General features: G+C 67.5%; 14 protein-coding genes, 1 tRNA gene and 3 pseudogenes. 10 read left to right on the top strand and 8 right to left on the bottom strand.

Translation table 11 applies throughout. The features are described 5' to 3' along the window. Window positions 1-107 precede the first annotated feature (107 nt). The 3 genes from fliP to K6K41_RS05285 form a co-directional block, all read right to left on the bottom strand. On the bottom strand, window positions 108-911 hold the full coding sequence (gene fliP / locus K6K41_RS05295; RefSeq protein ID WP_261404199.1) for a flagellar type III secretion system pore protein FliP: 804 nt from the start codon (window positions 909-911) through the stop codon (window positions 108-110). Then, on the bottom strand, window positions 889-2,061 hold the full coding sequence (locus K6K41_RS05290) for a FliO/MopB family protein (protein ID WP_261404198.1): 1,173 nt from the start codon (window positions 2,059-2,061) through the stop codon (window positions 889-891). Before K6K41_RS05290 ends, fliP begins: the two co-directional genes overlap by 23 nt. A 311-nt stretch (window positions 2,062-2,372) precedes the next feature. Further along, a complete protein-coding gene (locus tag K6K41_RS05285) occupies window positions 2,373-2,495 on the bottom strand; it encodes a hypothetical protein (protein ID WP_261404197.1) in 123 nt (40 codons plus the stop codon). A gap of 242 nt (window positions 2,496-2,737) precedes the next feature. On the opposite strand from K6K41_RS05285, the gene flgC reads away from it, so the two are divergent. From flgC to flhB, 5 genes and pseudogenes are all read left to right on the top strand, one after another. Continuing rightward, window positions 2,738-3,109 (top strand): flagellar basal body rod protein FlgC, encoded by a 372-nt coding sequence (gene flgC / locus K6K41_RS05280; protein ID WP_261404196.1) that lies wholly within the window; start codon window positions 2,738-2,740, stop codon window positions 3,107-3,109. 18 nt (window positions 3,110-3,127) lie between these two features. After that, window positions 3,128-3,445 (top strand): flagellar hook-basal body complex protein FliE, encoded by a 318-nt coding sequence (gene fliE / locus K6K41_RS05275; protein WP_261404195.1) that lies wholly within the window; start codon window positions 3,128-3,130, stop codon window positions 3,443-3,445. A gap of 38 nt (window positions 3,446-3,483) precedes the next feature. Then, complete coding sequence (fliQ, locus tag K6K41_RS05270) at window positions 3,484-3,750, top strand: flagellar biosynthesis protein FliQ (RefSeq protein ID WP_261404194.1); 267 nt, start codon at window positions 3,484-3,486, stop codon at window positions 3,748-3,750. 117 nt (window positions 3,751-3,867) lie between these two features. Next, entirely contained in the window at window positions 3,868-4,557 is a 690-nt protein-coding gene (gene fliR, locus K6K41_RS05265; RefSeq protein WP_428978593.1) for a flagellar biosynthetic protein FliR, read from the top strand. Window positions 4,558-4,560: 3 nt separating this feature from the next. Next, window positions 4,561-5,621, top strand: a pseudogene (flhB, locus tag K6K41_RS29930) (flagellar biosynthesis protein FlhB). A 43-nt stretch (window positions 5,622-5,664) separates the two neighbouring features. Here the strand turns inward: flhB and K6K41_RS30200 are convergent. Both K6K41_RS30200 and K6K41_RS05255 read right to left on the bottom strand, forming a co-directional pair. Next, window positions 5,665-5,814, bottom strand: a complete 150-nt coding sequence (locus K6K41_RS30200) for a hypothetical protein (protein WP_428978592.1) — start codon at window positions 5,812-5,814, stop codon at window positions 5,665-5,667. A gap of 107 nt (window positions 5,815-5,921) precedes the next feature. Beyond that, window positions 5,922-7,001, bottom strand: a pseudogene (locus K6K41_RS05255) (phytase); the annotation flags it as partial. 201 nt (window positions 7,002-7,202) lie between these two features. Here K6K41_RS05255 and K6K41_RS05250 point away from each other — a divergent pair. From K6K41_RS05250 to K6K41_RS05230, 5 genes are all read left to right on the top strand, one after another. Continuing rightward, window positions 7,203-7,277 (top strand) — tRNA-Val (locus K6K41_RS05250). Window positions 7,278-7,545: 268 nt separating this feature from the next. Next, window positions 7,546-8,202: a hypothetical protein gene (locus K6K41_RS05245; RefSeq protein WP_261404191.1), complete on the top strand. Its 657-nt coding sequence runs from the start codon at window positions 7,546-7,548 to the stop codon at window positions 8,200-8,202. Between the two features lie 223 nt (window positions 8,203-8,425). Continuing rightward, complete coding sequence (locus tag K6K41_RS05240) at window positions 8,426-9,232, top strand: 3-hydroxybutyrate dehydrogenase (RefSeq protein ID WP_261404190.1); 807 nt, start codon at window positions 8,426-8,428, stop codon at window positions 9,230-9,232. A gap of 12 nt (window positions 9,233-9,244) precedes the next feature. Then, the gene (locus tag K6K41_RS05235; RefSeq protein ID WP_261404189.1) at window positions 9,245-9,988 is read left to right on the top strand and encodes an acetoacetate decarboxylase; all 744 of its coding nucleotides are present in this window, start codon (window positions 9,245-9,247) and stop codon (window positions 9,986-9,988) included. A 14-nt stretch (window positions 9,989-10,002) separates the two neighbouring features. Continuing rightward, a complete protein-coding gene (locus tag K6K41_RS05230) occupies window positions 10,003-11,166 on the top strand; it encodes a patatin-like phospholipase family protein (RefSeq protein ID WP_378146203.1) in 1,164 nt (387 codons plus the stop codon). 34 nt (window positions 11,167-11,200) lie between these two features. Here the strand turns inward: K6K41_RS05230 and K6K41_RS05225 are convergent, their stop codons facing one another. From K6K41_RS05225 to K6K41_RS05215, 3 genes and pseudogenes are all read right to left on the bottom strand, one after another. Then, window positions 11,201-11,659: a response regulator gene (locus K6K41_RS05225; protein WP_261404188.1), complete on the bottom strand. Its 459-nt coding sequence runs from the start codon at window positions 11,657-11,659 to the stop codon at window positions 11,201-11,203. A 132-nt stretch (window positions 11,660-11,791) separates the two neighbouring features. Continuing rightward, a complete protein-coding gene (locus K6K41_RS05220; protein WP_261404187.1) occupies window positions 11,792-12,280 on the bottom strand; it encodes an SRPBCC family protein in 489 nt (162 codons plus the stop codon). Window positions 12,281-12,370: 90 nt separating this feature from the next. Further along, window positions 12,371-13,257: pseudogene (locus K6K41_RS05215) on the bottom strand (HpcH/HpaI aldolase/citrate lyase family protein). Between the last annotated feature and the right edge of the window lie 165 nt (window positions 13,258-13,422).

The raw sequence follows: 13,422 nt of genomic DNA, 5'->3' as shown, positions 1-13,422 counted from the left end.
GGTATGGGGCGCGGCGGATCGCCCGGTTTGCAAGCTCCGACGGCGCTCTAAACGGTCAAAACCGCCATATCGCCTGAGGTGTGGGGACCTCCAGCGGGAGGGCGACGCTAGGCTCCGCCCGTGTAGCTCTGCACGAGGCTGCCTGCGACCAGGTTCCAGCCGTCCACCAGCACGAAAAAGATGAGCTTGAACGGCAGCGACACGATCGCGGGCGGCAGCATCATCATGCCCATCGACATGAGCACCGAGGCCACCACCAGGTCGATCACGAGGAACGGGACGAACAACAGGAAGCCGATCTCGAAGGCGCGGCGAAGCTCCGAGATCATGAAGGAGGGCACCAGAACCCGCAGCGAGACCTGCTCGGGCGTCTCGGGATTCGGTTCGCGCGAAAGGCCCTGGAACAGCGCCAGATCCTTCTCGCGCACATGCGCCAGCATGAAGGTGCGGAACGGCGCGGCCGCGCGGGTGAAGGCGGTGGCGTCGTCGATCTGGCCTGCGAGCCTCGGCTGGACGCCGTCGGTATAGGCCGCCTGGAACGTCGGCCCCATCACGAAGGCGGTCAGGAACAGCGCGAGCGCCGTCACGACGGCGTTGGGCGGCGCGGTCTGGGTGCCGATCGCGGTCCTGAGCAGCGACAGCACCACCACGATGCGGGTGAAGCACGTCACCATCACCAGAATCGAGGGCGCGAGGCTCATGACCGTGATGAGCGCGACGATCTGGAGGGCGCGCTCGCTGGCGCCGCCCTGGCCGAGATCGAGCGTCATGGTCTGGGCGGCGGCCGAGCCCGCGACGAAGAGCGCCGCGCAGCCGAACGCCCAGCCGGCGACCCGCCTCACGCGGCGGAGCGCGGCCCCGACGCGGAGCCGCGTCGCGGTCGGGTCCTCAGCTCTTGGGCTTGCCGACATCCCGCCCGAGCAGGTTCGCCATGTCCGCCTCGAGCGACGCCAGCAGATCGTCCTCGGTCGAAGCGTCAAGCTCGGCGCGCTTTTCGGCCTTCACTTCGGGAGCCGGCGCCGAGGCCGGGGCGGACGGGGCGGGAGCGTCGCCGCCCATCGCCGGCATGGCGCGGGGCAGGTCGGGCTCGGCCGGGGCGGCCGCGGGCCGGGGCGCTGCGGGCGCCACCGGACGCTTGAGCGCGGCGGCGAGGCGGTCGGCGAGCTCGTTCGAGCGGGCGACGGGCTCGGCCGAGCGGGCCGCCGGACCGGCGATGATCTGCTGCGGAACCGGGCGCGGAGCGACGGGAGCTGGAGCAACAGGAGCCGGAGCGGCGGGAGCAGGGGCCTGCGGAGCCGGAGCGGGGGGCGGCGGAGGCGGCGTCGCGGGACGCGCGGGCTGAACGACCGCTTCGGGCTTCGGAGCCTCGACCTTGGGAGCCTCCACTTTCGGAGCTTCAACCTTGGGAGCCTCGGCCTTTGCGGGCTGCGCCTTCGGCGCTTCCACCGCTGCGGGTTTCTGGGTTTCGGCGGCGGGGCGGGCGACCGGCTGGACCTGCGGCGCAGGAGTCGGCTGAGCCGGGCGCGGGGGGATGGTCGGGGCCCGCTGCGCAGGCTGCTGCGCAGGCGTCTCCGCGATCTTGGGATGGACCCGGGTCTGGTCGGCGGGCGTCGGCGCGGCGACGACAGGGGCCGGCGCGGCTGGCTGCGGGGCGCGCGGCGCGGGCGACGGAGACGCCGGGATCGGCTGGGGCGGAACGGTGCGCGCGGGCTGAGGCTCGACCTGGCCGAGCGGGCCCGGTTCGCGCATCTGCTGGACGCCCGGCGGCTGGCGCAGAATGCCGCTCTCGACCACCACGTCGTTCGGCCCGCCGATCATGACGAGGTGCTCGACATTGTCGCGGCGAACGATCACGAGCCGGCGCCGCCCGTCGACGGCGAGCACGTCGAGCACGCCGAGCCGCGGCTGGCGCGAGCGTCCGGAGCCTGCCGTGGGGCCGAAACGCTGGCCGCCGAACCGACGGATCAGCCAGGCGGCGATCACGATCAGCAGGATGACGACCACGAAGGCCAGCAGGAACTTGAGGGGCGTCGGGACGTCGCCGAGGAACTGGTCGAACACGCGAGATACCTCACTCTCGAAGGCGCGGTCGGAACGTGCGGCCCGGCCGGCGCATGCCCGCCGGGTCGATGCATGAAGATCACACGACCGCGACAGACCGCTTCGTCATAGCCAGAGTCACGCGCAAGGTGAATTGAAACTTAACGTTCTTAACGCCTCGTTAACCATGGAGGCGGCAGATTTTGCCGGGCGGCGGCGCAAATCGCGAAAATGGAGTTCGGCGCCGCGACTGGGGAAAGACCCGTGAACGGCATCTCGGAACCATCGCTGATATCGGCGCTGAAAACAAAGATGCGCTGGCACGAGGCGCGTCAGAGCGTGCTCGCCGAGAACGTCGCCAACGCCTCGACGCCGAATTTCCGCGGCCAGGACCTCACGCCGCTCGACCTGTCGAGCCCGGGGACCGCGCCGGTTCGCACCGACAGCCGCCACATGACGCTGGCGTCCGTTCAGGATCTCGGCCGCGCCGGCCCCGTGGACGGCTTCGCCCGCACTCCGGACGGCAACGGCGTGACGCTCGAGGAGCAGATGTCCAAGACCGCCCAGAACCAGATGGACCACCAGATGGCCGCGATGCTCTACAGCAAGAGCCTCGGCCTTCTGCGCACCGCCCCTCGGGCGGCGCTGAGGAGGCGACCCATGGACCTTTCCCGCGATCGGCCTCGCGGCCGCCGGCATGAAGGCGCAGGCCGGGCGCATGCGCATCATCTCGGAAAACATCGCCAACGCCGATTCGACCGCGCGCACGGCCGGCGGCGAGCCCTATCGCCGCAAGGTGCCGACGCTCCGAGCGACCTTCGACGACGAGCTCGCGGCGCAGTCCGTCACGCTCGGCCGCATCGAGCGCGACCGCTCGGACTTCCGCGTCAAGTACGAGCCCGGCAACCCGCTGGCCGACGCCAAGGGCAACGTGCTGATGCCGAACGTGAATTCGCTCATCGAGCAGACCGACATGCGCGACGCCCAGCGCTCCTACGAGGCGAACCTCAACATGGTCGGAGCGGCGCGCCGGATGATCTCGCGCACGCTCGAGATCCTCAGGGCCTGACGGGAAGGATAGACGGACATGACGAGCCCCACGGCGGCCGCCAGCGCCTACGCGTCCATATCCGGCCTCATGGGCGGCGCCGCGGGCGGCGTCCAGAGCCCGTTGGCCGCGCCGAAAGGCGGCGGCTTCGGCGACATGCTGGAGCAGGCGATCTCCGGCTTCGCCGAGCAGGGCCGCCAGACCGACGCCAAGGCCATGGAGGCGATCTCCGGCAAGGGCGACGTCGTCGACGTGGTGACGGCCGTCGCCGAGAGCGAGCTCGCCCTCGACACCCTCGTGAGCGTCCGCGACAAGGTGATCGCGGCCTACGAGGAAATCATGCGCATGCCGATCTGACCGGCGGCGGTCAGTTCGCACCCAGCAGGTTGAGGCCGATGACCCCTCCCGAAGTTCTCGACGTCGCGCGCGACGGGCTCTGGACGATTCTCAAGGTCGGCGGCCCGCTGATGGTGGTGACCCTTGTCGTCGGCGTCGTGGTGTCGCTCATCCAGGCGCTGACGCAGATCCAGGAGACGACGCTGGTGTTCGTGCCGAAGATCCTCGCGCTCTTCGCCGCGATGCTGCTCGCGCTGCCCTTCATGGGCGACGCGCTCGCCGGCCATATGGGCCGGATCGCCGAGAAGATCGTCTCGGGCGGCTAGCGACTCTGGTACAGATCGGCGTCTCGAACCGCCGCGCGGGCGCCCGATGACCCTGCAGATCCTTCCCGCGAAGTCGCCGCTTTCGTGCTGATCCTCGCTCGGGTCGGCGCGCTCGTCATGCTGCTGCCGGCGCTGGGCGAAGAAAACGTCTCGCCGCGCTTCCGGCTGACGATCGCGGTTCTGCTCGCCTTCGTGTTCTGGCCGTTCGCGCGGCCGCTCTACCAGATCGACGCCGGCGACCCGATGCGGCTCGTCGGCCTCCTGATCTCCGAGATCGGCGTCGGGCTGATGCTCGGCCTCGTCGGGCGCTTCATCATGTCGGCGCTCTCGGTCGCCGGAAACGTGATCGCGAACCAGCTCGGCCTCGGCTTCGTCATGACCGTCGACCCAACGCAGGGGCAGCAGGGCGCGATCGTCGGCACGTTCTTGAGCCTGCTCGCCATCGCGCTCATCTTCGCGACCGACCTCCATCACCTCGTCATCACCGCGATCGGCCAGAGCTACGAGGCGTTCCGCCCGGGCGTGATCCCGGACATCGGCGACGCCGCGAAGCTCGCGCTGTCGTCGGCCGCCGACGCCTTCCGGATCGGCGTGCAGATCTCCGCGCCGTTCCTCGTCTTCGGCCTGATCTTCAATCTCGGGCTCGGCGTGCTGGCGCGCCTGATGCCGCAGCTTCAGGTGTTCTTCGTCGCGGCTCCGCTCACCATCATCGCAGGCATCGGCCTGCTCGCCATCACCATCGGCGTGTTGATGTCCGTCTTCCTGGACGGCCTGTCGGACACGCTCCGCCTCTTGCTGGGCCGTTGAGCCATGGCTGAGTCCGAAGGCGGCGAAAAGACAGAAGAACCGACCCGCAAGCGCCTCGACGACGCCCTCAAGAAGGGCGACGTCGCGAAGAGCCAGGAGCTCAGCACCTGGTTCGGCCTTGCGGCCGCGACTCTCGTGGTCTCGATCTTCGCCGACGGGACGACGGCGAGCCTCGGCCAGACGCTGACGCGCTTCCTCGCCTCGCCGGAGCGGATCGCGGTCGACGGCGCGTCGCTGCGCGCGATGTTCGGAGGCCTCGGGCTCGCAGTCGCGGCGGCGCTCGCGTTGCCGATGCTGATGCTGGCCTTCGCAGGCATCGCCGGCAACATGGTCCAGCACCCGCCGATCGTGACCGCCGAGCCGATCACGCCGAAGTTCTCGAAGATTTCCCCGGCCTCGGGCTTCAAGCGCATCTTCTCGGTCGAGGGGCTGCTCAACTTCTTCAAGGGCCTCCTGAAGATCCTGATCGTCGGGATCGTCATCTGGATGGTCGCGTGGCCCGAGCGCACGCGCCTCGCGACCCTCGCCGAGAGCGACCTCGCAGGCCTCTTGCCGCTTCTCAAGGAGCTCAGCCTCGAGGTGATGGTGGCCTCGGTGATCGTGTTCGCCGCGATCGCGATCGCCGACTACCTGTTCGCCCGCCACCGCTGGCGCAAGAAGCTGATGATGTCGCTTCAGGAGATCAAGGACGAGCACAAGCAGCAGGAAGGCGACCCGCACATCAAGGGACGCATCCGGCGCTCCGCCAGCACGGTCGAGGAAGCGCATGATGGCGGCGGTGCCGGGCGCGACCGTGGTCATCGCGAATCCGACCCACTTCGCGGTCGCGCTGAAATACGAGGCCGGCATGAACGCGCCGATGTGCGTCGCCAAGGGCGTCGACGCCATCGCGCTGCGCATCAGGCGGGTCGCCGAGGAGGCCGGCGTCACGGTCATCGAGAACCCGCCCGCTCGCCCGTTCGCTGCACGCGGCGCTCGAGATCGACCGGGAGATCCCGGCCGAGCACTACAAGGCGGTCGCCGAGGTCATCGGCTTCGTCATGCGGCGCAGGGGCGGGCGGTAAGTCCGCCGACCCCGGAGGTTCACATGCGGCCGCCCGGGAAGCGTCACCGCGTCCGGCGCGGATCGAACGCCTTCGGCGCGATCATCAGCTTCGGCGTGAAGCTTTCGGCGATCTTCTCCCACGGCACGAACTTGAAGTTCGTCTGCGAGGGATCTCCCGAGAAGATGTCGCCCTTGTAGCCGTCCTGCGTGATGAACAGGCCCTTCTTGAAGCCCGGCAGCCCGAAGGAGATGACCTCGGCCCGTCGCTCTCCTGCACGGCGTCGATCTTCTTGCCTTTGCCGACCCGGAAGGAGCCGATCAGCTCCGGCGTGTCGTCGCCCTTCAGCTTGAACACGACGAAGCTGTCGTCATAAGGCGCGTCCGGCGTCGGCGCGTCGCCATGGGCGTTCCCCTGGCTCGACGCGATCAGATAGGCGTTGTCGTCCTCGCCATAGAAGACGCAGAGCCCCTCGACGTCGCGCGAGATGACGCTGTCGGGATTGTGGAACGAGCTCTCCTTCGAGCCGCGGGTCTCGTAGATGAGCTTCGGCTTCATGTCGGAGCGCACGCGGATCGGAATGCGCCAGATCCCGACGTCCTCCTGGCCTGCGTAGAGCACGCCGGCGCGCAGATCGACCGCGAGGCCCTCGAATTGCGGGCTCCAGTCCTTGAGCGGATCGTTCTCGTTCTCCTCGCGCAGGTTCTGGCCCTTGTGCACGACGGGCACGCGGAACTCGCTGAAATACACCGCCTCGACGGTTCCGCCCTTCCGCGGGACAAGGCGGAAGACCCCGAGGCGCGGTTGGCCGCGCTGCGTGCCGACGGCGAAGACGGCGCCGCTCTCGGGATCCTTGATGGCGGTCAGGCCATAGACGGTGTTCTGGTCCTCGAGCGGATTGTCCTCGAGGCCCTTGCCGTTCTCCTTCGGGCGCTGCGGAAAGGCGCGGCGCGGGTTCTTCGCGGTGATTTCGACCAAAGGCCCTTCGTCGTCGTTCGCGTTCTCGGGCCTTTCGATCTTGAAGATTCGAATCACGTCGAGGCCGCGGTCGCTCGCGATGGCCGCGTCGATCTTCGAACCGTCGGCGAGCTTCAAGCCGTAGACCACGTCGACATTGTTGATGCGGCCGCCGTCAGGCGCGGGATCGACGCGCTGCACGAGCTTGCCCTTGAGGTCATAGACGCGGACGCCGCCGTTCTTGACGGCGGTGACGACGAGGCTGTCGGCGCCGTCGCCCGGCGCGACCCAGACCGCGGGATCGTCGGCGTCTGCGTCGAGATCGCTTTCGGTCAGCGTCTCGGTCTCGAGCTTCGGCTTCACGACGCCGATCTCGGGAGCCTTTGAGAATGCGGGATGCGCAATGAAAAGCGCGGCGATCGCCGCGCTCAGGAGGAGAGGCATGCGCATGGCGTATCTCCTGGAAAAGGCGGGCCTCCACGATGGCCGACGAGGCCCCCGGAAGGTGGCGCCGTCGCATGACGGACCGTTGACGCGCGCACGATAGCGAAAGATGACGCGAAGCGCGCTTGTCACCCGCGTAACGATCCGATATAGCCCGCGCTCTGATCCGGACCGCCTCCCGCGGCGGTCCGTAGGACGGTCGGGCGTGTAGCTCAGCGGGAGAGCACTACGTTGACATCGTAGGGGTCACAGGTTCGATCCCTGTCACGCCCACCATCCGTTCCAGATATTCTTACATGGCTGAAAACCGTTCGCTCTCTCGGGCGGACGCATCGGGCTAAGCGTGACGCCTTTGGCGATCATCGACGGGCGTCCGTTCCGTCCGTGAGCTGAAGACCCGCCCGTTTTGCGTGGCTCAGGAAGCTGTTACGGTCTCGTCGGCAGAGCGGGCTAGATCCAGCTTGACGAGTGTCTTGATGGTCGGTCCAAAAGCCCGTGGGTCGCGCGATCGGCGACCGGCCCTGCAGGACGGCAAGGATCGGCTATGGGCGAGTGGTTCTATGATCTTCCGCCGGACGAGCGTCGGGACCTAACGCGCAAAGCGATCTTCGAGAAGCGGACGCTTATCGAGCGGTGGTCGGGCGCGTCAGGCCTTCCGGAAGAAAATTGGGCTCCGCGCGCGGAGTTGGCCGCCAAATTTCTCAAGAACGCCAAGATTGTGGTGGATTTCGGCGCGTCTGCCATGACGCTCGAGCGGTTTTTGGCGCCGGACGTCCAGTATATTCCGGTCGACTGCGTACGTCTCGACCTTGTCATCGAGGCGAAAGCTTTCGACTCTCCCGAGGAGAAAGCAGCAAAACTGGCCGAGATCGCTCCGTTCGATTATTCGCGCGTCCATGTGGTGGATTTCAACGCCGATCCTCTTCCCGATTTCGGCGCTGACACCGGCGCGGCGCTGGGGGTTCTTGAATACATCTATGATCCCCTGCCTCTTTTGAAGTCGATGCGCGCCCAGCTGAAGCATCTTGTTTTGAGCTACAATCTGCGCACGGGAAAATGCGTGCTCGAACACCGCGAGCGTCATGGCTGGGTAAGTCATCTTACGCGCGCGGAAATCGAAAAGATGATCGCCGATGCCGGCTTCATCGTGGACGCAGAGGTTCATCTGGGAGGAAAGTCCTGGATGTGGAGCCTCAGGTAGTCACAGCGTGCTCTTGCGACGATGACATCACCCCAATCAACGTCGGCCGCTGGCTGTCGGCCTTCGAACTGAATCGCGCGGGCCGTCCTGGGCACTTGCGGGTCGCGGCGGGCCTGGCGCGAGGTTCATCACAGCGACATCTCGGCGTGCGTCAACACGTAGGCGACTGATCTTTCGTCCCGGGACGCCGCTCCTCCGGCGCTCCCACACGCCGGGGTGCGACATGTCAAATCTTTCCGAGCAGCCCGACCTCAGGGGTCGGCGCGCGATCGTCACCGGTTCGACCAGCGGGATCGGGCTCGGCGTCGCGCGAAGGTTCGCGGCGCTCGGCGCCGACGTGGTGCTGAACGGTCTCGGCGACGCCGCCGACATCGAGGAAAAGCGCGCCGCCATCGAGACCGAATTCGGCGTCCGCTGCCTCTATTCGCCCGCCAACATGATGTCGGGCGCGGAGATCGCGGAGATGGTGGCGCTCGCCATCGACGGCCTCGGCGGCTGCGACATCCTCGTGAACAACGCCGGCATCCAGCACGTCTCGCCGATCGTGGAGTTCCCCGAGCCGAAGTGGGACGCGATCACCGCGATCAACCTCACCTCCGCGTTCCACGCCATCAAGGCGGCTCTGCCCTCGATGCAGACGAACGGATGGGGGCGGGTGATCAACGTCGCCTCGGCGCATGCGCTGGTGGCCTCGCCGTTCAAGTCGGCCTATGTGGCGGCCAAGCACGGCATCGCGGGCCTCACCAAGACGGTCGCGCTCGAGGTCGCCAGGGAAGGCGTCACCTGCAACGCGATCTGCCCGGGCTATGTGTGGACGCCTCTCGTCGAGGCGCAGATCCCCGACACGATGAAGGCGCGCGGGCTGACCAAGGAGCAGGTCATCAACGACGTGCTGCTCGAAGCCCAGCCCACCAAGCAGTTCGTGACGATCGAGCAGGTCGCGGGCCTCGCGGCGTTCCTGTGCTCGGACGTCGCCGCCTCGATCACCGGCGCGATCATCCCGATCGACGGCGGCTGGACGGCGCACTGAGGAGATCAGCCCATGAAGCTCGCCGACGTCCGCCGCTCCTATGCGATGCCGATCACCAACCCGGCCTATCCGCCCGGGCCGTATCGCTTCTACGACCGCGAATATCTGATCGTGACCTATCGCACCGACATGGACGCGCTGCGCGCCGTCGTGCCGGAGCCGCTCGAAGTCACCGAGCCGCTGGTCAAGTACGAGTTCATCCGCATGCCGGATTCGACCGGCTTCGGCGACTATACCGAGAGCGGCCAGGTCATTCCCGTGAGCCTCGACGGGCAGCACGGCGTCTACGTGCATTCGATGTTCCTGGACGACGACGCGCCGATCGCGGGCGGCCGCGAGATCTGGGGCTTTCCCAAGGAGCTCGCCAATCCGAAGATCGTCCACGAGGGCGAGGTCATCATCGGCAAGCTGCATTACGGCTCGGTGCTCTGCGCCGTGATGTCGATGGGCTACAAGCACCGCCCCGTCGATCATGACGTGATCGCGAAGTCGCTCGCGGCCCCGAACTTCCTCGTGAAGGTCATTCCGCACGTCGACGCCACCCCGCGCATCTGCGAGCTCGTCCAGTACGGGCTCGAGGACGTCGTCGTGAAAGGCGCCTGGGAGAGCCAGGTCGATCTCGAGCTGTTCCGCCACACGATCTGCGACGTCGCCAAGCTCCCGGTGCTCGAGGTCGTCTCGTCGGTGCACTTCATCGCCGACCTGACGCTTGGGCTCGGAAAGGTCGTGCACGACTACATGGCCGATCCGGCCTGACGGGGAGCGAAGCGATGGACCAGATCGTCAGGAAGCGGAAGAGCGAGACGCCGGACATCGCCGCCATGCTCAGGGAGTATCAGTCGGTCGCGCTGGTGCTGCAGGGCGGCGGCGCGCTCGGCGCCTATCAGGCGGGCGTGTTCCAGGCGCTGAAAGAGGCGGGGGTCGAGGCCAACTGGCTCTCGGGCGTCTCGATCGGCGCGATCAACGCGACCATCATCGCGGGCAACAAGCCGGGCGACCAGCTCGACCGGCTGCGGGACTTCTGGGAGACGGTGTCGGCCCGCAAGGTCTGGCACTTCAATCCCGAGGGCGACTTTTTCCGCCGGCTGCGCAACCAGATGTCGTCGATGATGACGATGAACTCCGGCTTGCCGGGCTTCTTCAAGCCGCGGGACATGAACCCCTGGCTCAATCTGCCGGGCGCGGACGGGGCCACGAGCTTCTACGATACGGGCGAACTCGAACACACGCTTGACCGGCTCGTCGACTGGCGCATCGTCAACGACGGCGAGCGGCGGCTCTCCGTCGGCGCGGTGAACGTCCGCACCGGCAATTTCCGCTACTTCGACAGCGCCATCGAAGTCATCGGCCCCAAGCACGTGATGGCCTCGGGCGCGCTGCCGCCGGCCTTCCCGTCGATCCAGATCGAGAACGAATTTTACTGGGACGGCGGCATCGTCTCCAACACGCCGCTCCAGTATCTGCTGGAGCAGGAGGAGGTCCACGACACGCTGGTGTTCCAGGTGGACCTGTTCAGCGCCCGCGGGATCCTGCCGCGCGACATGCCGGACGTCCTCGCCCGGCACAAGGACATCATGTATTCGAGCCGCACCCGCAACAACACGGACACGTTTCGGCGGATGCACAACATGCGCCTGAAGCTGCACAAGGCGCTTATGCGCGTGCCGCCGGAGGCGCTGACAGCCGACGACAAGATTTTCCTCGCCTCGATGGAGGACGTTCCGCAGATCAACATCCTGCACCTGATCTACCAGCAGAAGATCTACGAGAGTGACGCCAAGGACTACGAGTTTTCCGGAACATCCATGAGGGAGCACTGGGACAGCGGCTATCAGGACACCCGCAAGACGCTGAGGAACCGCGCCTGGCTGGTGAAGCCGCCGGAGACGATAGGCATGACGGTGCACGACGTGCACCGCGACGATCCGAGCTGAGCCGAGCCGCCCCGCGGGGCGCTTCCGCGCCCTTTCAGGCCGAGAGACGACGCTCGGCCTGCTGGGACGACGGCAGGGGGCCGGACCCCAGCCAGCGGGGTCCGAGATCGAGCCCCTTGGGCGGCGCGCCTGTCGCCTCGCCGGCGACGCGCGCCGCGATGTAGGTGAGCGCGGCCGTGACGAGGCGCGGCGAATAGGGCTTGGCCATCACCGCGCAGGCGCCGGCGAGATCGGCTGGCAGCATCGACGGATTGGCTGTGGTGAACACGCCGGCGATGTCGCGGGCCGCGGCGGCGCGCGCGACGTCGGCGCCGGTCCAGCCGTCGGCGAGGCGAAGGTCGATCAGGGCGAGATGGACAGTGGTCGAGGCCAGCAGGGCGATGGCGGTGTCGCGGTCGGCCGCGAGCCCGACGAGCTCGTGGCCGGCCTCCGTCACCAGCGGGCTCAGCGCGCCGGCCACCGCCATGTCGTCCTCGACGATCAACACCCGCATGCGCTTCCCCCGAATCGCCCGACGGCCTTCTGGTAGCCGCCGGCAGGGGCGCGCGCCACGCGCCGATGGGTCGCCTTGACGTCGGGCCTTCGTCCCATATCGGGACGCCTAAGACCGCGCGACCGGATCCGCTCAGAGGGTCTTCGCAAGCGCCTCGAGCTGGTCGGCGCATTTGCCCCAGCCCTCGTGGAACCCCATGGCCTCGTGGGCCTTGCGGTCCTCGACCGTCCAGTGCCGCGCGCGGGCGACGTAGCGGGTCTTGCCGCCTTCGTCGGCGAAGGTGAGCGTGCAGGCGAAGAACGGCTTCTCGGACGGCTCCCACGCCTTCGTGAACGCGTCGGTGAAGACCAGCTTCTCGTTCGGGACGACCTCGAGATAGACGCCGCTGTTCGGATATTCGTTGCCCTCCGGATCGGCCATCACCACGAGCGAGGAGCCGCCCGGCCGGAGGTCGATCTCGGCGTGCGGCACCGTCCAGGGCTTCGGGACGAACCACTGCTTCATGAGCTCGACCTCGGTCCAGCACCGCCAGATCTTCTCGCGGGGAGCGTCGAGCAGGCGGTCGAGGACGAGTTCGCGGGTTTCGGCGGCCTCTGGGGCGGACGTTTCGGCGGCGGTCATGTCGTGTCTCCGTCGGTTCTGCGTGTCGTCCCGAGGACGAGCGGCGCGCAGGCTAGCCGACAGAGATCCGAAATTTTTCTCCGTCGCGCTTCACGTTCCCTTGGCCACGATCGCCTCGTGCCAGGCGACCGCCCGGCGCATCATGCCGAGATGCTGGCGCTCGTACATGCGCCCTTCGATCTTGAGCGCGCCGGCCTTGCCGTGCTCCGGCTCGTCGAAGATCGAGATCACCTTGCGGGCGCGCTCGACCTCGTCGCTGCTCGGCGCGAAGCAGGTGTTGGCCGGCTCGATCTGGCTCGGATGGATGATGGTCTTGCCGTCGAAGCCGAGGTCGCGCGACTGGCGGCATTCCTCGCGGCAGCCCTCGACGTCCTCGATGTCGTTGAACACGCCGTCGAGGATGGTGAGGCCGTTGGCGCGCGCGGCCGCGAGCGCCATCATGATCCACGGCATCATGGGAGCGCGGCCCTTCACGATCTGCGCCCAGGTGTCCTTGGCGAGGTCGTTGGTGCCGAGCACGAGGCAGGTGAGCCGGCAACCCGGCACCGTGCGGCGGCCTTGGCGATCTCCTGGATGTTGAGGATCGAGGCCGGCGTCTCGATCATCGCCCAGACGTCGATGCCCTCCGGCGCGTCGAGCGCCTCGAGCCGGTTGGCGATGTGCTCGAGCACCGCGGTCGACGACACCTTCGGCATCAGGATCGCGTTGGGCTTGGCCTCGATCGCGGCCTGCAGGTCGGCCTCGCCCCACGGGGTCTGGGGCGCGTTCACGCGAATGACGATCTCGCGGTTCCCGTAGCCGCCTTCCTTCACCGCGCGGCACACCTGTTCGCGGGCGATCTCCTTGGCGTCAGGCGCGACCGCGTCTTCGAGATCGAGAATCAGGCTGTCGGCCGCGAGGGTCTTCGCCTTGTCGAGCGCGCGCTGGTTGGAGCCGGGCATGTAGAGGACGCTGCGGCGCAGGCGAAGATCGGCCATGGGGCGCTCCCGTTGCGTGATATATCGGGAGCACTTCCTAGCAGAGATCCGCGCCGTGGAGCGACGCCGATCTTCAGACTTTCTTCCGATCAGGGTTCAGCGAAAATGAAAAAAGGCCGGGACAAGCCCGACCTTCTCTCTGCGTCCCGAAAGGCTCCGCCAGTA

Origin of the sequence: Chenggangzhangella methanolivorans (genome assembly GCF_019797865.1) — a bacterium.
In the GTDB taxonomy this organism is placed as follows: Bacteria; Pseudomonadota; Alphaproteobacteria; order Rhizobiales; family Methylopilaceae; genus Methylopila; species Methylopila methanolivorans.
The sequence above is the reverse complement of the archived record's forward strand: the minus strand, read 5'-3'. Positions and strand labels throughout refer to the sequence as shown.